Source organism: Chitinophaga sp., from assembly GCF_017745275.1.
Taxonomy (GTDB): domain Bacteria; phylum Bacteroidota; class Bacteroidia; order Chitinophagales; family Chitinophagaceae; genus Chitinophaga.
In genome coordinates this window covers 481267-499258 of record NZ_JAGHZS010000004.1, presented here as the reverse complement: position 1 = coordinate 499258, position 17992 = coordinate 481267, and the positions used below count along the sequence as shown (strand labels likewise).

General features: G+C 47.6%; 20 protein-coding genes. 6 read left to right on the top strand and 14 right to left on the bottom strand.

Annotated features, from left to right (window positions below):
* Positions 1-38: 38 nt before the first annotated feature.
* From J7623_RS14790 to J7623_RS14745, 10 genes are all read right to left on the bottom strand, one after another.
* Positions 39-1502, bottom strand: coding sequence for a DUF5691 domain-containing protein (locus tag J7623_RS14790; protein WP_291921361.1), 1464 nt, complete (start codon positions 1500-1502; stop codon positions 39-41).
* Positions 1502-2815, bottom strand: a complete 1314-nt coding sequence (locus J7623_RS14785; RefSeq protein WP_291921358.1) for an SWIM zinc finger family protein — start codon at positions 2813-2815, stop codon at positions 1502-1504. The genes J7623_RS14790 and J7623_RS14785 overlap by 1 nt, the downstream gene beginning before the upstream one ends.
* Before the next feature lie 116 nt (positions 2816-2931).
* Positions 2932-3246 carry an iron-sulfur cluster assembly protein gene (locus J7623_RS14780; RefSeq protein ID WP_291921355.1) on the bottom strand — a complete coding sequence of 105 codons (315 nt, stop codon included), beginning with the start codon at positions 3244-3246 and terminating at the stop codon, positions 2932-2934.
* Positions 3243-3671, bottom strand: coding sequence for a SufE family protein (locus J7623_RS14775; protein ID WP_291921352.1), 429 nt, complete (start codon positions 3669-3671; stop codon positions 3243-3245). The genes J7623_RS14780 and J7623_RS14775 overlap by 4 nt, the downstream gene beginning before the upstream one ends.
* A gap of 10 nt (positions 3672-3681) precedes the next feature.
* Positions 3682-4929: a cysteine desulfurase gene (locus J7623_RS14770; protein ID WP_291921349.1), complete on the bottom strand. Its 1248-nt coding sequence runs from the start codon at positions 4927-4929 to the stop codon at positions 3682-3684.
* 7 nt (positions 4930-4936) lie between these two features.
* The gene (gene sufD / locus J7623_RS14765) at positions 4937-6241 is read right to left on the bottom strand and encodes a Fe-S cluster assembly protein SufD (protein ID WP_291921346.1); all 1305 of its coding nucleotides are present in this window, start codon (positions 6239-6241) and stop codon (positions 4937-4939) included.
* Positions 6242-6359: 118 nt separating this feature from the next.
* Complete coding sequence (gene sufC, locus J7623_RS14760; protein ID WP_291921342.1) at positions 6360-7124, bottom strand: Fe-S cluster assembly ATPase SufC; 765 nt, start codon at positions 7122-7124, stop codon at positions 6360-6362.
* Between the two features lie 41 nt (positions 7125-7165).
* Positions 7166-8611, bottom strand: a complete 1446-nt coding sequence (gene sufB, locus J7623_RS14755; RefSeq protein ID WP_291921339.1) for a Fe-S cluster assembly protein SufB — start codon at positions 8609-8611, stop codon at positions 7166-7168.
* Positions 8612-8624: 13 nt separating this feature from the next.
* Positions 8625-8951, bottom strand: coding sequence for an iron-sulfur cluster assembly accessory protein (locus J7623_RS14750; RefSeq protein WP_291921337.1), 327 nt, complete (start codon positions 8949-8951; stop codon positions 8625-8627).
* A 52-nt stretch (positions 8952-9003) separates the two neighbouring features.
* Positions 9004-9573, bottom strand: coding sequence for an NADPH-dependent FMN reductase (locus J7623_RS14745; protein ID WP_291921334.1), 570 nt, complete (start codon positions 9571-9573; stop codon positions 9004-9006).
* A 138-nt stretch (positions 9574-9711) separates the two neighbouring features.
* Here J7623_RS14745 and J7623_RS14740 point away from each other — a divergent pair, with 138 nt between their 5' ends.
* Complete coding sequence (locus J7623_RS14740; RefSeq protein WP_291921331.1) at positions 9712-10353, top strand: metalloregulator ArsR/SmtB family transcription factor; 642 nt, start codon at positions 9712-9714, stop codon at positions 10351-10353.
* Positions 10354-10423: 70 nt separating this feature from the next.
* Here J7623_RS14740 and J7623_RS14735 read toward each other — a convergent pair whose 3' ends face one another.
* The gene (locus J7623_RS14735) at positions 10424-11500 is read right to left on the bottom strand and encodes an acyl-CoA dehydrogenase (protein WP_291921328.1); all 1077 of its coding nucleotides are present in this window, start codon (positions 11498-11500) and stop codon (positions 10424-10426) included.
* Between the two features lie 45 nt (positions 11501-11545).
* Positions 11546-11962 (bottom strand): EamA family transporter, encoded by a 417-nt coding sequence (locus J7623_RS14730; RefSeq protein WP_291921326.1) that lies wholly within the window; start codon positions 11960-11962, stop codon positions 11546-11548.
* A 195-nt stretch (positions 11963-12157) separates the two neighbouring features.
* Between J7623_RS14730 and J7623_RS14725 the strand changes: the two genes are divergently transcribed.
* The 3 genes from J7623_RS14725 to J7623_RS14715 are packed head-to-tail and all read left to right on the top strand — an operon-like array spanning position 12158 to position 14618.
* Entirely contained in the window at positions 12158-12949 is a 792-nt protein-coding gene (locus J7623_RS14725; RefSeq protein WP_291921323.1) for an SDR family oxidoreductase, read from the top strand.
* A 49-nt stretch (positions 12950-12998) separates the two neighbouring features.
* The gene (locus tag J7623_RS14720; protein ID WP_291921320.1) at positions 12999-13337 is read left to right on the top strand and encodes a YciI family protein; all 339 of its coding nucleotides are present in this window, start codon (positions 12999-13001) and stop codon (positions 13335-13337) included.
* Between the two features lie 3 nt (positions 13338-13340).
* Positions 13341-14618: a sigma-70 family RNA polymerase sigma factor gene (locus tag J7623_RS14715; RefSeq protein ID WP_291921318.1), complete on the top strand. Its 1278-nt coding sequence runs from the start codon at positions 13341-13343 to the stop codon at positions 14616-14618.
* Here the strand turns inward: J7623_RS14715 and J7623_RS14710 are convergent.
* Together J7623_RS14710 and J7623_RS14705 are read right to left on the bottom strand one after the other, a co-directional pair.
* Positions 14608-15111, bottom strand: a complete 504-nt coding sequence (locus tag J7623_RS14710; protein ID WP_291921315.1) for a GNAT family N-acetyltransferase — start codon at positions 15109-15111, stop codon at positions 14608-14610. The genes J7623_RS14715 and J7623_RS14710 overlap by 11 nt on opposite strands.
* A gap of 12 nt (positions 15112-15123) precedes the next feature.
* Positions 15124-15678, bottom strand: coding sequence for a GNAT family protein (locus J7623_RS14705; RefSeq protein ID WP_291921312.1), 555 nt, complete (start codon positions 15676-15678; stop codon positions 15124-15126).
* 137 nt (positions 15679-15815) lie between these two features.
* On the opposite strand from J7623_RS14705, the gene J7623_RS14700 reads away from it, so the two are divergent.
* Entirely contained in the window at positions 15816-16496 is a 681-nt protein-coding gene (locus J7623_RS14700) for a response regulator transcription factor (RefSeq protein ID WP_291921309.1), read from the top strand.
* An 81-nt stretch (positions 16497-16577) separates the two neighbouring features.
* Positions 16578-17948, top strand: coding sequence for a HAMP domain-containing sensor histidine kinase (locus J7623_RS14695; RefSeq protein WP_291921306.1), 1371 nt, complete (start codon positions 16578-16580; stop codon positions 17946-17948).
* Positions 17949-17992 lie beyond the last annotated feature (44 nt).

Below are 17992 nucleotides of genomic sequence, written 5' to 3'. Positions count from 1 at the left end.
GTAACTGCCTGGGCTGTTAATATGATTTTGAGTTTGTTTTATTGGTTAAAGCATCCAGGCAGCAGGCTTTTAGCCTGTATCAGTTTACCCAGGTGTACTTTTATATTATTCCAGTAGCCTACATGGTAAGATTCCGTTGGCACAATATTATCCAGCGTAGCCGCGATGGCAACGGGTATCTGGCGTATCACATTATTCATGTACAACTGGTTGTAAGTGTAAGGTTGAGAGGCTGCATAGCGCAATATCCGGGTACAGAGGGCTACGCTCCATTCTGCCGGGTTCTGGCCGGCATATTTGATGATAGCTTCGGGATGTTCCACAAAGTGATGTTCACTGAGTTGTTGCTGTTGGGTCGTAGGCAACATCGGAAGGATATCTATATAAAAGGTTTCGCTATGCTCCATAAATGTAGTAGCCCATTCCTTCGCCTCAAACCAGGTGATGGCCTGTACCAGCGCAGGTACAAAAGGCTGCAGCGTTTCATATTGTAAAAACAGCCTGATCACTTCCGCAGGCGTGCGCCCGAAATGTGTTTCCCAGCGGGCCGGATGCACGGCGCTGATCAGCTGATATAATATATGCGTTTCGTCTGCTACACTTTTACTGTTACTGAGTTTTTCGATGCCGCTCTGGAAGATGCGTTCATCTGTTAACTCCGGCAGGGCTACCACTATGTGGCCATCCCATTGCGGTTGTACAGCCCCGGCGAGTACCTGCCAGTACAATTCGTGGATCGAGGAGCCGGGCAGTTTCTTCAGCAGGCGAACTACAATTTCCTTTACGGTTTTGCTTTTTTCGGTGAGTAAAGACTCCAGCCATTCCAGGTCGCTTTCCTGCGGTGGTTGTTCCAACACGGCCAGCAGTTCTGCTTTTACCGTGGCGCTCTCTTTGGCCCAGCTTTGTTGCAGCCAGGTGAGTGCCATAACGGGATCGGTTGCACGTAATTCCTGCAGGGCTTCTACACGTTGAGCAGTGGCCCCGTTTTCCCATCTTTCTTCCAGCGTTTCTGCCACGCGGGAGAAGTTCCAGTCGGGGTTAAATTGTCCCAGCCACTCTGCGCGGTATCCACCAGCCGCGGCAGTGAGTGCGCGCAGTGATTTATTGCGCCAGGCTTTGTCCAGCATCACAGGTAACTGTGCAGGTGGCAATATAAAATGGCGTTGGGTACAGTGTTCCAGCCAGAGCTGTAATAGTTGTATGCTATCTGTTTCCAGTACCGGCTGCAGTGCACGGATGGCTGCCGGGGGACAATAAGCTTTGGTTTCAGCAGGGCAAACGGGGAGTGGTGGCACGGTGGTTGTCACCGGCTGGATACCGGATTGCCGGTAGTTGTATACAACTGCCGCCAGTTGCAGGAATTGTTCTTCCCTATCTGTGCCGGCATTACCTAAAATGGTGGCCGCTGCCGCCTGTAGCGGTCCCTGAAGTCCCTGTGCGTCGGCCTGTTTTTTAGCAGTACCCAGCAGGGCGGTATTGATGATCTGATTCCAGCGCTCCATTATAATATTTTGTATTCGTGTTCATGCCATACACCAATGGGTTCATATTGCATTTCCCTGCCGGTAACCGCCATGTGTAACGGGGCACCGCCACTGAAGGCGAGGAGCTTCCAGATATGTGGAAAGCCTTTTTTTACCGGCATGAGTTGTTGGCGGCTATCCTGTAACCACCATTGCTCCTGGTGCCATACCGGCGTCAGGGTCGCAATCGTATATACCTGGTCGTTATACACCGGTAGTACAGCTGCGGTGGCTGTTTGGGAGGCTACTACTTCGTCCCATCCGGAAAAACCGCTGAAGGTATGATCGGGTGGTATGGTCATCTGTTGTTTGATGATGGCCCGCAGTGGTGCTGCAGAAGGGAAGTATACCAGTTCCGCCTGTATGGTACTGCCCGGAGTAAGCGGCTGTGCAATGGTGCTTTGTCCACGTACAAAAAATTGCAGGATAAGCGCCCGGCGCCGGGTATGAATGCCATATAGCCAATACCGTTCTACGGTGAGCCGGTCTTCTTCGGTGGTTTGTTTGCCGAGTACGCGCCAGGTGTCGGTGATACCGGTTTGCTCTTTCAGCTCTTCCTGGGATTGGGTGAAGCCGATCAGGCTGCGTATATCCTGTTGCAGGAGGAATGGCAACTGATCAATGTGCTGATATCCCTGGATGACGAGGTAGATACGCAACAGCTGGTTCATGAAAACGGTTTGCCAGCCTTCGTGGAAATAGCTGATGTCGGCCAGTTCGCGCATCATACCGGCTAGTCCTCCTGCCTGGGCATCTACCATGCGGCGTTCCATATTTTCGAAGAAGGCGGCGTCTTTTTCGGGCAGGTCCATGATACCGTTGCGGACCAGGTCTTTTATCCAGCGCAGTAATTCTGCGGCGCCATCGGCTACTTTCTGTTGCCGGGCCTGTTGGCGTTTCGCCTGTGCGGCGGTGTCTACCTGTTTCTCAGGTGCGCCGGCGGCTGCCACTTTCTTTTCTTCTCTTTCAGCACGTTTGGCCAGCCACTCGCTGACCCAGGCCGGTGGAGTAGTGGCGGCAAAAGAATCAGGCTGCCGGGAATACTGCAACAGCAGTCCCAGGCCATGTTTACAAGGAAATTTACGACTGGGGCAACTGCATTTGAAGGCCATGTTGCCGGTGTCTATTTGTGTCTGGTATGGTTTACTGCCGCTACCCTGGCATTCTCCCCACAACGCATTATCGCCAACGCCTTTGCTGACCCATTTGGCCGGGTTGGCCAGGTCCTTCCCTGATTTGCGGGAAGCATCATCAGGCGCCATAGCAAGCACTTGTTCGTCGGATAGGTTCAATGGATTAACGATTTAAGGCACAAAGTAAATAATTCCATAACATAAAAAACCAAATATCAAATAACACTACGCAGTGTATTTGGTATTTGGTTTAATTATATGATATTTTCGCGAGCTTACATAAAGCCCAGCTCCAGCTTTGCTTCTTCACTCATCATGTCTTTGGTCCATGGTGGATCAAAGGTCAGGTGTACATCTACATCAGATACCCCTTCAATATTTCTTACCTTTTCATCTACTTCGCGGATAATATCTCCGGCTACGGGGCAACCAGGTGCAGTCAGTGTCATATCAATCCCAATCCGGTTGTTTTCCTTGATCTTGATGGCGTATACCAACCCCAGTTCCATGATATTCACCGGGATTTCCGGATCATACACGGTTCTGAGCTGTGCTTCTATCAGTTCTCTTAATGTTGCTTCGTCGTTCATTGCTGGTTAATTTTTGCCTGGTAAGCGATGGCGTACAGCTTCATTTGTTTGAGCATACTCAGCAACCCATTGGAGCGGGTAGGAGAGAGATGACTGCTTAAACCAATGGCATCAATGAAATGAATTTCTGCTGCGGCAATTTCCTGGGGTGTATGACCAGACAATACATAAATCATCAGGCTCACCAGACCTTTGGTAATTACAGCATCACTGTCGCCGGTAAAAAACAGTTTCCCGTCTTTCAGCTCTGTATGCAGCCACACGCGCGACTGACAGCCTTTAATCAGGTTGTCAGGTGTTTTAAATTCTTCTGCAATGAGGGGTAATTCTTTGCCGAGCTGGATAATATATTCATATTTATCTTCCCAGCTACCCATCACCGAAAAATCGGATATTATTTCTTCCTGTATTTCCTGAATCGTCATATTCACCTGTTTACAACAGCATGGCAGCGGCTCTTTTAATGCCAGCTACCAGTTTGTCTATTTCTTCCCGGGTATTGTAGAAAGAGAGGGACGCACGAACCGTACCAGGGATCTTAAACAGATCCATCAGTGGTTCGGTGCAGTGATGACCTGTTCTCACCGCAATACCTTGCTGGTCCAGCAGTTCACCCATATCAAACGGGTGGATATTATGTACCAGGAAGGAGATCGCACCACTTCTGTGGGCGGCATCGCCTATAAAGCGGATCCCATCGATCTTGCGAAGTTCCTGCATGGCGTAAGTCATCAGTTCTTCTTCCCGCTGCTGGATTTTCTCAATACCTACCTGCTGTAAATATTCAATAGCTGTACCCAGGGCAATAGCGCCCGCAATGTTAGGGGTACCGGCCTCGAATTTATACGGTAGTTCGTTATAGATTGTTTTTTCGAAAGTAACGGTCTTGATCATATCGCCACCACCCTGGTAAGGGGGCAGTTTGTTCAGCCATTCTTTTTTGCCATACAGTACACCGGTACCGGTAGGTGCATAAATTTTATGACCGGAGAAAGCGAGGAAATCTACGTCCAGGGCCTGTACATCTATGGTGATGTGCTGAATGGCCTGTGCGGCATCCAGCAATACCGGTATATTTCGTGCATGCGCCAGCGTGATGATGTCCTGTACCGGGTTGATGGTACCCATGGTATTGGATACATAGGTAACGGCTACTATTTTCACGGTATCATCCAATAGTGCTTCGTAGGCATCCATCAGCAGTTCACCACGCTCATTGATCGGAATCACTTTCAGTGTGGCGCCGCTTTCTTCGCAGGCAATTTGCCAGGGCACAATATTACTATGGTGCTCCATGGCAGAAATGATCACGCTGTCGCCGGCCTTCAGGAAACGGCGTCCCAGGGTATTGGCTACCAGGTTGATGCTGTCTGTAGTGCCTTTGGTGAAGATAACTTCATGCGGATCAGCTGCGTTGATATAGCCGGCTACGGTGATACGTGCTTTTTCGTATGCATTGGTGGCCACCTGGCTGAGGTGGTGTACCCCGCGGTGCACATTGCTGTTATATTCTTCATAATAGCGGGCTTCTGCTGCTATTACTACCTGCGGCTTCTGCGTGGTGGCTCCGTTGTCGAAGTACACCAGCGGTTTGCCATGTACCTGTTGCTGCAGGATAGGGAAGTCCTTTCTGATCTGCGCAATGTCCAGGCCGGCGGTTACTATGTTAGCAATATGTTCCATGGTTCGTTTAGTTATTCATGATCTCCGCAATCTGCTCCTGCAGGTGATGTTGCAGGGCTGGTACCTTGATGGCATCTGTAATGTCATGAGAGAAGGCATTTACCATCAGTGCTTTGGCCGCATCTTCACCTATGCCACGGGAGCGCAGGTAAAACATGGACTCTTCGCTGAACTGACCGGCAGTAAAGCCGTGGCTGCATTTTACATCATCTGCATATATTTCCAGCTGAGGCTGTGAGTTAATATCTGCTTTGCTGCCCAGCAACAAGTTGTTGTTTTGCTGGAATGCATTGGTTTTCTGCGCTTCCTGGTGTACCAGGATTTTACCGGTGAATACGCCATTGGCATCATCCAGCAGTACGCCTTTGTACAGTTCATTACTGTTACAATCCGGCATGATATGATCCATAAAGGTATGGTTATCTACATGCTGGTGTTTGTTGGCAATATATAAACCGTTCAGGTTAGTTTCAGTATGACTGCCATTCAGTGCCACGCTCAGGTTATTACGGGTGAACGGGGTGTTGGGCAGGGTGAAATTAAAATGATGGTAACGGCTGTCTTTATATTGTTGTGCAGCGGTGGTATGTACTTCGCGGAAGCTTTCTTCTCCCTGTTGTACGTTATAATGCCACAGTTCTGCATTTTCCATCACCACAGTTTCCAGTACGCTGTTGGCGAAAGCCACGGTAGCAGTTTCCGGGTGAACGGAGCTTTCAATAATAGTAGCGGCAGCGCTTCTGTTCAGCACCCATAAGTGACGGGGTTGAATGAAAGCGTGTGCAGTAGCAGAGTATACGTGTATTATATGTATGGGTTTATCCAGCACGGTGTTGGCGGCCAGTTCGATATACAGGCCATCGGCAAAGAGGGCAGTATTTAACTGGGCCAGGGATTCACCTGCCAGGTGTGGTTGTTGATTGAAGTGAGCAAAACCAGGAGCGGTAGTATGTGCACTCATCGCGCCAATGGTGATGCCTTTACCTTCGGGCAGGACAGATTGATCTGCCTGCAGGTGACCATTTACCAGTACCACACGATAGCAATCCAGTTCAGGAATGGCTTTGCTTTCTGCTACAGCAGCGGAAACAGGCGTTGCTGTGGTGAGCAGTTCGTAAGGAAACTCTTTCAGATAGCGCTGAATATTAGTGTAGCGCCATGCTTCCGTTTTCAGCGAAGGAAGTCCGATTGCTGTAAAGCGCTCCAGCGCTTTGCGGCGAATATCGTGCAGTGCTGTGGCGGCGGGGGCAGAAACCTGTGCCGACAATGCCTGTACATCTTCCGTTAACGCCTGGTAAAATGGCAATATCATATTGCTTATCATAATTTATATCCAAATTATGAATTACGAATTACGAATGACGAATGACGGAATAGTGCGGAGATATTCGCAGATAGCCGTATTCGAGAGGCGTAATTTGTAATTCCTCTTATACAGATTCTTTCAAATGTAATTCCTCTTTCAGCCAGTCGTATCCTCTTTCTTCGAGTTCCAGTGCCAGTTCTTTGGTACCGGTCTTAATGATACGGCCATTGTACAGTACGTGCACGAAGTCAGGTATGATATACTCCAGCAGGCGTTGGTAGTGGGTAATCACTACGAAAGATTTTTCTGCATCACGTAATTTGTTGACACCATTGGAAACAATACGCAGTGCATCGATATCTAATCCGGAATCTGTTTCATCCAGGATAGCCAGCTGTGGATCCAGCATAGCCAGTTGGAAAATTTCGTTACGTTTCTTTTCTCCACCGCTGAAGCCTTCGTTCAGGGAACGGTTCATCAGGTTGGAGTGGAAATCTACGAGTTGTTGTTTCTCTTTGGTCAGCTTCAGGAACTCTCTTGCTTCGAGGGCAGGGAGGCCTTTATACGCCCTGATTTCATTCAGCGCGGTTTTGAGGAAGTTGAGATTAGAAACACCCGGGATTTCTACAGGGTATTGAAAAGCAAGGAATACACCTTCACGGGCACGATCTTCCGGAGCGAGGTCCAGCAGATTTTTGCCATTGAACCATACTTCACCTTCGGTGACGGTATAGTTATCACGACCCGCCAGGACAGAAGCCAGTGAGCTTTTGCCAGAACCGTTAGGTCCCATAATAGCATGCATTTCTCCTTTGTTTATTTCGAGATTGATGCCTTTCAGAATTTTTTTCCCTTCTACTTCTGCGTGCAGATTTTTAATCGTCAGCATGATTGTTTTTTTCGTTCTGTATGTATTAGTTGAATAATGAATTATCCAACGCTTCCTTCAAGTGTAATAGATAATAATTTCTGTGCTTCCACGGCAAACTCCATGGGCAGTTGGTTCAGTACCTCTTTCACATACCCGTTTACGATCAGGGCAACTGCTTTTTCGCTGTCGATACCACGTTGATTCAGGTAGAAGATCTGGTCTTCTCCGATCTTGGAAGTGGTAGCTTCGTGTTCGATCATCGCAGTTTTGTTCCTGGATTCAATATAAGGGAATGTGTGAGATCCGCATTGGTTGCCGATCAGGAGAGAGTCGCACTGTGTAAAGTTACGTGCGTTCTCTGCGCGGGGACCTACGGAAACCAGGCCACGGTAGCTATTGTCGCCACGGCCGGCAGAAATACCTTTGGAAATGATACGGCTTTTGGTGCCTTTACCGATGTGGTGAATTTTGGTACCGGTATCTGCAATTTGTTTATTGCGGACTACTGCTACGGAATAGAATTCGCCTTCGGCATAATCGCCCTGCAGAATTACGCTAGGATATTTCCAGGTAATAGCAGAACCGGTTTCTACCTGTGTCCAGGAGATCTTGCTGGAAGTACCTTTGCAGATACCTCTCTTGGTCACGAAGTTGTAGATACCGCCTTTACCGTCTTTATCACCGGGATACCAGTTTTGTACGGTAGAATATTTTATTTCAGCCTGTTCCATGGCTACCAGTTCTACTACCGCCGCATGCAGTTGATTTTCATCACGCATAGGGGCTGTACAACCTTCCAGGTAGCTAACATAGCTGTTGTCGTCTGCAATGATCAGGGTACGTTCAAACTGTCCGGTGTTCTGTGCATTGATACGGAAGTAGGTGCTCAGTTCCATCGGGCAACGCACGCCTTTCGGAATGTATACAAAGGAACCATCAGAGAATACAGCGGCGTTGAGCGCAGCGAAGATATTGTCTGTATGGGGAACTACGCTGCCCAGGTATTTTTTTACCAGTTCAGGATGTTCCTGTACGGCTTCACCGAAAGAGCAGAAGATAACGCCCATTTCTTTCAGCTTGCCTTTGAAGGTAGTGGCAACGGAAACGCTGTCGAATACAGCATCTACGGCTACGCCAGTCAGTGCTTTCTGTTCATTCAGGGGAATTCCCAGTTTCTCGAAAGTGGCCAGCAGCTCAGGATCTACTTCATCCAGGCTGTTGAGCTGTTTCTTTTGCTTGGGGGCAGCATAATAGGAAAGCGCCTGCAGATCCAACTCCGGCATCTCAAAGTGCTGCCATTTGGGGAATTCCATTTTCTTAAATGCGGCAAATCCCTTCAGGCGCCATTCGAGCAGCCATTCAGGTTCATTCTTCTTCGCCGAAATAAAACGGATGATATCTTCATTCAGCCCCGGAGGAGCCATATCCATTTCAATATCGGTGCTAAAGCCAAACTCATACTCCTTATTGGCTATATCATCAATTATTTCGTTACTGTTGATCATACAAGTTTAAAATTTATACCCCGAAGCTCTCGCCGCAGCTGCAGGTTCTGGTTGCATTAGGATTATTAAAGAAAAGGCCTTTGCCATTGAGGCCATCAGAAAAGTCCAGTTCTGTACCATACAGGTATAACAGGCTTTTCATCTGTACCACTACTTTTATACCCTTATCTTCAAATACCTGGTCGCCTTCTTCTTCTGTTGCTTCAAATTTCAGCACATATTCGAGGCCTGAGCAGCCACCACCTTTCACGCCTACACGTACAAAGGTGCCTGGTGCATGATGTTCTTTCTCCATCAATGCTTTGATATATGCTCCTGCTTTTTCTGAAACGGTTATCATACTCAGAATTGTTTTAATTAGCTATCACCGGCAAGCCGGTGTGTTTCTCGGTTTATCCTTCAATACCTGCCACTACATGCGACTTTGCCGCACATAATAACTGCACCATCGTATCCAGTTTGTTTTTATAAAACGCAGTGAACGCGCGGGTTTGTGGGTCGTATAAGTTGTCCTTAATAATAGGGAGAGAGAAGGGTAATACCCATGCCCTCAACGCCTTCGCCACTGCATCCATCGCATTTATACCCTGCATGGCCTGTGTGCCATCTGCCCAGGACAGCAAAGCTACAACCTTTCCTGTTAAATAAGGGCGTTGGTTCTTACTCGTCATCTCCAGCCAGTCCAGGCAATTTTTCATAGCGCCGGTCATGCTACCATGATATAACGGCGTCATCCATATATGTAAATCTGCCCTGCAAAACGCCTGACACATTGCATCTACTGCCGGGGGCTTTTGCCCCGCCTCCTGTTGAGAGAAAAAAGGAATTTGTGTACTTCCCAGGCTGAATATCTCCGGGGAAAATCCTTTCTCCTGTAGTTGCTCCGCCAGATAAGCCGCCAGTTGATTAGACGTGGCATAGGGACGGTCATCAATGGCTCCATTAAATATCAGTACGTTCATTAATATTTAATATTTAGAGAATTAATTGATTATGAGATTAGGTGTTGATGTCTTACCGCTCACAATCATCAAAACCCCAAAATCTTTTTTTTTAGCTTTCACAAAAATACGATATTTGATAATAAAACAAGTAATAACTTGGAAAATTATCCAATACGAACCAAGAACGCTGCCGAACGGTTTTTGACATTGCTCAAGACCCGGGGACCCTTGTCTGCAGCCGAACTGGCCAGCGAATTGGGTATCACCGGAGAGGGCGCCCGCCTGCAACTGCTGAAACTGGCAGAGGATGGGTTGGCACAGTCCGAAAGCATCTCAAGAGGGGTAGGGCGCCCGGTATTAATATGGAGCCTCACTCCATTAGGTAATGCCCGCTTCCCTGACACACATACTGAACTAAGCCTGCAACTGATACAAACCATTAAAACGGTATTGGGTAAGGAAGCCCTCGATAATGTAGTCAACGCGCGGGAGAAAAAACAACTCGAAAAATACAGTACCGCCCTGGAAGGTGTCAGCGGGCTCGAAAACCGCTTGACCTCCTTTGCAGCCATCCGCTCCGGAGAAGGCTACCTGGCAGAATGGAAGAAAGAAGGAGATACCTACTTCTTTATAGAAAATCATTGTCCCATCTGTTGCGCCGCCTCTGAATGCGATAATATATGTACCTCCGAAATGAGAACATTTGTAAGCATACTCGGGGAAAAAATGAATGTATCCCGCATGGAACATATCATCAACGGTGCCCGCCGCTGCGTATATAAAATTGAAGCAGAATAACTGGTTTCGTAAAAATATTGACGGCCGTCTCAATTTTAGTGAGACGGCCGTTTTATTTAAACCGGTTGTTTTAAATAAATGTCAGCAAGGCATGCTGGCTGGCAGTATGAATATCTCTCCACACCCTGTTTATCTCTGTTTCTTTCCGCGCTGCTTCCAGTCCGCAATAAGGATATAGTTTATCGCAAACCTCCCGGGCAGTATGCGCCAATTGCCTGGAGGCCTTGCTAACTTGTTGCAGTTCCCATTCAGGGATTGATTGCTTCGATTGCAACGTATGCCAGGACGTGTCAAAGGCTGTATAGAAGCCAGTCCTGGCATTATCTAGTGCCCTGATGCTGTTCTCCAGTAACTCCTCAAATTGCAGCACTTGTTCCGGCTTGTATTTTTTTTGCCCGGATCTTTTTCGGAAAGCAGCGTCCACCAGTTGCAGAAAATGCAGGCCCATTCCGGCGCTATTCACTGCCAGCGTAGTTTCTGCCAGCTGTAAAAATGGATAGTCAAATCCCGGGCTGTTTACCTGTATCTCTTCATTGATCCGGAAGGTACGGTTCAACGGCACTTGTTGTCCCACGGCTTCAAAGGCATGACTACCGGTGGCTACCATCCCTGTATAAGACCATCCGGGAATAATATTGACTTCTTCCGGTAACAAAATAAAGGAAACCACTTCCGGTTGACCGGCGGTATCCAATACAGGAGACCCGTCAGGGAGTAGCAGCGTACAATTGGCGGTAAATACGGTGGCGTGACTGGCGCCGCTGGCATAATGCCAGGTGCCGTTGACCAGGTAATGATCGGTATAACGGGTGGCAGTGCCACCTACTTCGCCACTGCCTGCAAAACAAACTTTCGGATTGGCAAATAACGTATGTGCGAGTGCCGGATCCAGGAAGCCTGCAAACCACCCTGCACCACTGCAAAGCGTAACAGTCCAGCCCAGGCTGCCATCTTCTGCGGCAATCGCTTCCTCCAGTCTTAGTATTTCAGGCAGGGTTTTTCCGGGACCGCCATATATTTCCGGCACAAAAAGTTTGAACCAACCCTGTTTCCAGGCCAGTTCCAGCAATGCCGGGTGAAGTGATTGCAGTTGCTCGGATGCGGCAGCATATTGCTGAATAGTGGCAATGGTTATTTTATCTAACATTTTTTTCATGGTTTCTCCAGCGGCCTTTATGGCCGGCAAGGTAGGCTATTTCAGGATCAGCACCAGGGTGCCGGCTATAATGAGCCCCGCACCAATCGCTGTTTTCCAGGTGAGTGCTTCATGCAGAAAAACAGCCGCCATAATGATGGTCAGCGCCACACTTAGTTTATCTACCGGTGCCACTTGCGATACCTGTCCCACCTGCAATGCCTTGAAATAAAAGATCCAGGAACAACCTGTCGCTAACCCGGATAGAACCAGGAATAACATACTGTGTTTGGAAATGGCTCCCATACTTTTGAATTCTCCTCTCGCCAATACGATGGCCCAGGCCATGATCAATATAATCACTGTCCGGATCGCCGTAGCCAGGTTAGAAGGAATATCCGCTACCCCAATTTTTGCAAAAATAGCCGTGAGCGCAGCAAAGGCAGCTGATAGTAAAGCATAAATCCACCACATAGGTCATCTTTTGGATGAAATTACGAATTACGAATTATGATTTAGTGAGAAATGTCCATAAACGTTTGCTTCGAATGTCTTAGTGTGATGTGAAAGATGCAGTATAAAAAATGTCCGGAATCTTTCACTCCAAACGTCTTAGTGATGCAACGTGAAAAATTCGCGTATCATTTTCCAACACTAAAAAGAAAAATCATGAATGAGTTGAAAGACAAAGTAGCGGTCATCTATGGTGCGGGCGGCGAAATTGGCGGCGCTGTTGCACGTGCTTTTGCACGTGAGGGAGCCCGGTTATTTCTTACCGGGCGTCGCCTCTCGCCAGTAGAAGCCGTTGCCAGCGACATCCTATCTGCTGGCGGGGTAGCTGAGGCTGCGGAGGTAGATGCCCTTGATGAACAGGCTATAGACAAGCATCTGCAGTTTGTAGTAGCTAAGACGGGATGTATTGATATCTCGTTTAATGCACTGGGGAACCCACCCGCTAAGTACCTGGGGCCGTCGCTGGTGGAGATGGATCTTCAACAATTCTCCATGCCGGTCACCAGCTATATCACATCTTATTTTCTGACTGCGCGTTTGGCGGCCAGGTATATGCTGCCGAATAAATCAGGAGTGATCATGACGGTTACCGCGCCGCCTGCAAGAATAGGCACACCTAACGGAGGTTATGGTCCGTCGCAGGCTGCCAAAGAGGCGCTTACCCGTTACCTCTCTAAAGAACTTGCCCCCCAGGGTATCCGCGTGGTGGGCCTGCAGCCGCATGGTATGCCGGAAACAGCCACCATCAGGGAAATATTCGAAAGCAGGGCAAAGACAATGGACCTTACCTGGGAACAATTCACGGGTTACCTGGCAGGCATGAACCATCCCAAACGCTTCCTGACACTCGCAGAAGTAGGGAATGCTGCGGCCTTTCTTGCTTCAGATAAAGCAAGCGGAATGATGGGAACAACCGTTAACCTGACCCTCGGAGCTTTGGACGACTAATAACTGCTATCAAAAAAAATATTATCACATAAATAAAAAAAAAACTACAATGACTGAATTTGCATATTTCTATCGCGGTTACGAACGGCCTGCATCTCCGGAGGAAATGCAGCAAAAAACGGCCAAATGGATGGCCTGGTTGAAGGATCTTAGTGATAAAGGTTATGTGAAATCACTCGGAGAGCCTTTGCAAGCTGGTGGTAAAGTGATCAGGGGCGCTAAAAAACAGGTGGTTGATGGCCCCTATGCTGAAGCCAAAGACGTGGTGGGAGGGTATAGTATCATTTTAGCCAGCGATCTCGAAGAGGCGGTGAAGTTTTCCCTGGGATGCCCCATTTTCGAGGATGGCGGTTCTGTAGAGGTACGGGCTATTGGACAACCGGGTTAAGCGATGAATATCGAAGAACATTTTTTCCGGCATGAATTCGGAAGAATCGTTGCCACACTTACCCGGCTTTTTGGAGTCAGTAATTTCGCTTTGGCAGAAGACGTCGCCCAGGACGCCTTCTGCCGTGCGATGGAAACCTGGAAGCTGCGTGGTTGGCCGAAAAATCCATCTGCATGGTTGATGGCCACAGCGAGGAACCGTGCCCTGGATATCTTACGCCGGGAACGTACGGCCAGGATGGCTGAGCCGGCACTGGCGCGGTTTCTTGAATCGGAGTGGACCCGGGCTTCAACAGTAGAGGAGGTATTTAGCACACACATGGTGAGAGACTCACAGCTACGCATGATGTTTTCCTGTTGTGATCCTCACCTCTCAGAAGAGGCGCAGATTGCACTTATATTGCACATTCTTTGCGGATTCAGTGTAAAGGAAATTGCACAGGCTTTCGTAAGCAGTCATGCTGCTGTTGAAAAGCGCATTACGCGCGCCAGGAAAACGTTAGCGGCGTCCAGGAAGCTTTTTGATCTGGCTGATGTGGATTTTTCGTCCAGGCTTTCTTCCGTTCTGCAAGCATTGTATTTGCTTTTCAACGAAGGGTATCATGGATCCTCACCTAAAGCGGCAGTACGCATGGAGCTTTGCCAGGAAGCCATACGGCTGATAAATTTACTCATCGAACAAAAGACCCTGGTAACTCCCTCCTCATATGCACTTGCTGCTTTGATGTATTTCAATGCGGCCCGTTTGCAAACCCGCTTAGATGGCTCAGGTAATCTCGTTTCCTTCTTTGAGCAGGACCGGTCTTTGTGGAATCATCAACTCATAGAAGAAGGCCAGGCGCTGTTGAATCTTTCTGCGGCTGGTACTGCAGTGACAAAGTACCATATTGAAGCAGCCATTGCATGCACGCATGCTAATGCTGCCCGGAGTGAAGATACCGATTGGCAACAGATCGTATTACTTTATGATATGCTGTTGTCTGTTCAACCTTCTCCCGTCATCGCTCTTAACCGTGCAATTGCTATTGCGCAGTTAGATGGCCCCGAACGAGGCTTGCAGGAAATAGGTGCCATTCATGATCTTCACCGTCTTTCTATTTACCCCTTTTATCCCGCTACCCTAGGTGAACTTGAATGCCGCCGGGGAAATTACCTGGTAGCGAAAATGCATTTCACCCAGGCGCTGTTGTTGGCACGCAACCCTATGGAATGTAGCTTCCTGCAACGGCGTATAGCTAGCTGTGTGGAGGCGTCAACGTTCCACACACCAGTTAATTCGTAATTATTTTATATCCCAGTATCTTCAGGCTTCTTTCTACACCATCCAATACCGCAATATCCGGTAAATGGGCCCATTCTTTAAAACCCATATCTGCAAAGAGTTTCAGGCTGGGGAGGTTATGCGCGAAAATAAAGCCCAACAGGGTTTGTACACCAAATTCAGGTGCCACTGCAATCGCATGGCGAAGTATTTGTTTGCCCAAACCTTTGCCACGGGCGGATTCTGCCAGGTAAATACTTACTTCTACTGTACCGTTGTAAGCCGGCCGGCCATAGAACGACTGAAAACTCATCCACCCAACATTCTGTCCGTCCAGGTCTACCATCCATAATGGACGATGGGTAGCACTATGTGCATTAAACCAGGGCAGGCGGCTCTCCACTGTTACCGGGCTGGTGTCTGCTGTTACCATTCTGCCGGCAACTGTACTGTTGTAAATCTCCACGATCCTTGGTAAGTCATCGGTGGTAGCATGCCTGAATTCCAAACTCATAGTATATGTTAATTAGTAAATAGACTCCCGGGTATATTCACGTCTTAAAAGACTGTATAATTCTGCATCCACAAATTTGTTCTTCTCAAAAAAGGCATCTCTTAAAAAGCCTTCATAGCGAAACGCCAGGTTGGTGAGCAATTTGGCAGAAGCAATATTGGCAGGGTCCACAAAAGCTTCTATGCGGTTAAACTGCAATTCATTGAAGCCATATTGTAACATACAACCCACCGCTTCTTTCATAATGCCTTTGCCCCAGAATGTTGGATACAGGTCGTACCCGATTTCCGCTTTGAAATGCGTTTTATTTATTTTATGATAGCCACAGGTACCAATCAGCTCATCCTGCCCGGCAATAGTAATTGCCCAACGCATGCCTTCTTCGTCTGCCAGGCTTTTCCGGAAGAACTGAATAATCTGTGTGGCCTCGCTGATATTGGAAAACGAGTCGATGTCCATATATTTTGTAACAGCATCATTGGAAAAATGATGGAACAAGGCAGCGGTATCTTTATCTTCTATAGGTCGTAATACCAGTTCGCCGGTACTTAAAATGGGTAAATGCATGATCCTCTTGCCGGTTTAGGTTGACGCAAAGCTAACAGATATTGGTAAATTGTCCATGCAGCCACGGATTTTAATGCCGCTTTAATGAGCGCCGGTGTAAACAATCCTACTTTTGTAAAGGTTATTAATTATTATCTATGAAGATATTGGTGATAGAAGATGAAACCAAAGTGGGGGCCTTTATAAAAAGAGGATTGGAAGAACACCACCACCAGGTAGATGTATACAATGATGGGATTGCCGGACAACAGGCTGCGCTGGAGCATGACTATGACCTGATCCTGCTGGACATCATGTTACCGGGGATTAATGGCATTACCCTCTGTAAAAATCTGCGTACCCTGGAAGTCAGTGCTCCCATACTGATGTTAACTGCGCTGAATGCCACCCAGGATATTGTAGACGGGCTCAATGCCGGCGCCGATGACTACCTGGCCAAACCTTTTCATTTCTCGGAGCTGGTAGCCAGGATCAATGCACTTTCCCGCAGGAAAAGCCAGTTCCACCAGGATCAGGCTATCCTTACCTTTGCTGACCTCCAGCTCAATACCAATACCAAAACAGCCAACCGGGATGGACAGGAAATTACGCTTACCGCAAAAGAATATGCACTGCTGGAATTACTACTCAGGAACACCGGCAAAGTATTATCCCGCGCACTCATCTCGGAAGCGGTATGGGGACTGGAGTTTGATACCGGTACCAACACCATTGATGTGTATGTAAATTATCTCCGGAATAAAATAGAAAAAGGATTTTCCGGAGATAAACTGATACACACCGTTGTAGGCATGGGATATGTAATGAAACAGAAATAAGCGTTTAGCTGTTAGCTATTAGCTTTTAGTCCCACAACAAAAGTTATTCCTGACAGCCAATGGCTAAAAGCTCACCGCTACATGAAAATTCGTCATCGCTTATCACTCCAGTTTACGCTCATTTCAGGTATTATACTGACCATCGTTTTTGTTTTAATATACCTGTTATCTGCCCAATATGTACAGAACAGTTTTTATAAACTGTTGCAAATGCGTGCCCTTGTTACCGCCCAGGTATATCTTGAAAAAGATGAATTGACCAAGAAGAAATTCCTGGAAATAGAGAAAAGCTACCGGGAACGGATACCCGATGAATCCAGCAATATTTATGACGCACATAATCAGCCGGTTTTTATAGAAAAGACAAAGTATAACTGGCCGGTGTCTATGCTGGAAACCATTCGCCACCGCGAGGTTTACCGGTTCCGCTTCGGGGATGAATCCGGGCTGGGCATCTATTATCCTGATAACCAGGGCGACTTTGTAGTGATTGTTACTGCCCGCAATACCATGGGAGTACAACAACTGCAATTCCTGATGTGGATATTAATCATTATGTTTTTTATTGCGTTACTGATCACATTTGTGATGGGACAATGGTACGCCACACGGGCATTGGAACCTATTAAGAGCATTAACCGGCAGGTGAAAAATATCCGTTCCAACAACCTGCATATGCGCGTACAGCAGGGGCGAAATAAAGATGAGATAGATGAACTGGCCACTAACTTCAATAGCCTGTTGCAACATATGGAACAGGCATTTGATATGCAACGCTCTTTTGTATCGAATGCTTCCCATGAACTGCGTACGCCATTAACTACGCTTATCGGGGAAATAGAAGTGACCCTTCATAAGGAAAGAAACAAAGAAGAATATATACAAACACTGGGCACGTTGCTGGGAGAATCAGAAAAACTGAAGATCATTACCGATGGGTTGCTACAGTTGACACGTGTAGATGCCGTGCTTACCGACGCCAACACGGAGTTGATCCGCCTCGACGAATTGCTGTGGGAAATACAGGAATTCTGGCGTCACAAAACGCCTGCCGGCCGCTTGCACGTAAAGCTCAGTAATATGCCTGAAGATGCTGCTCAGCTATGTATCCGCGGAAACCGACCGCTCCTGATGCTGGCGCTGCAGAATATTGTGAGGAATGCATTTAAATTTTCGTATAACCGTGACGTTAGTTGCCACCTGATGTATAATAAATCCGGTACAACACTGTCTATCAGCGACCATGGAATAGGTATTGCCGGCACCGATCTTGAAAAAATATTTATGCCATTATATCGTGCGGATAATGCGCACACTTTCGACGGATACGGTATTGGGTTATCGATGACCCAGAAAATTTTACAACTGCATAAGGCCGCCATTACGGTGAGCAGCGTATTAGGTCAGGGAACCACCTTTAATATTTTCTTTCCCCACAACGGTAAATTCTAATTTTGTTTTAACTTCATTCTAATATCGAGCTAATAGCCTATTGC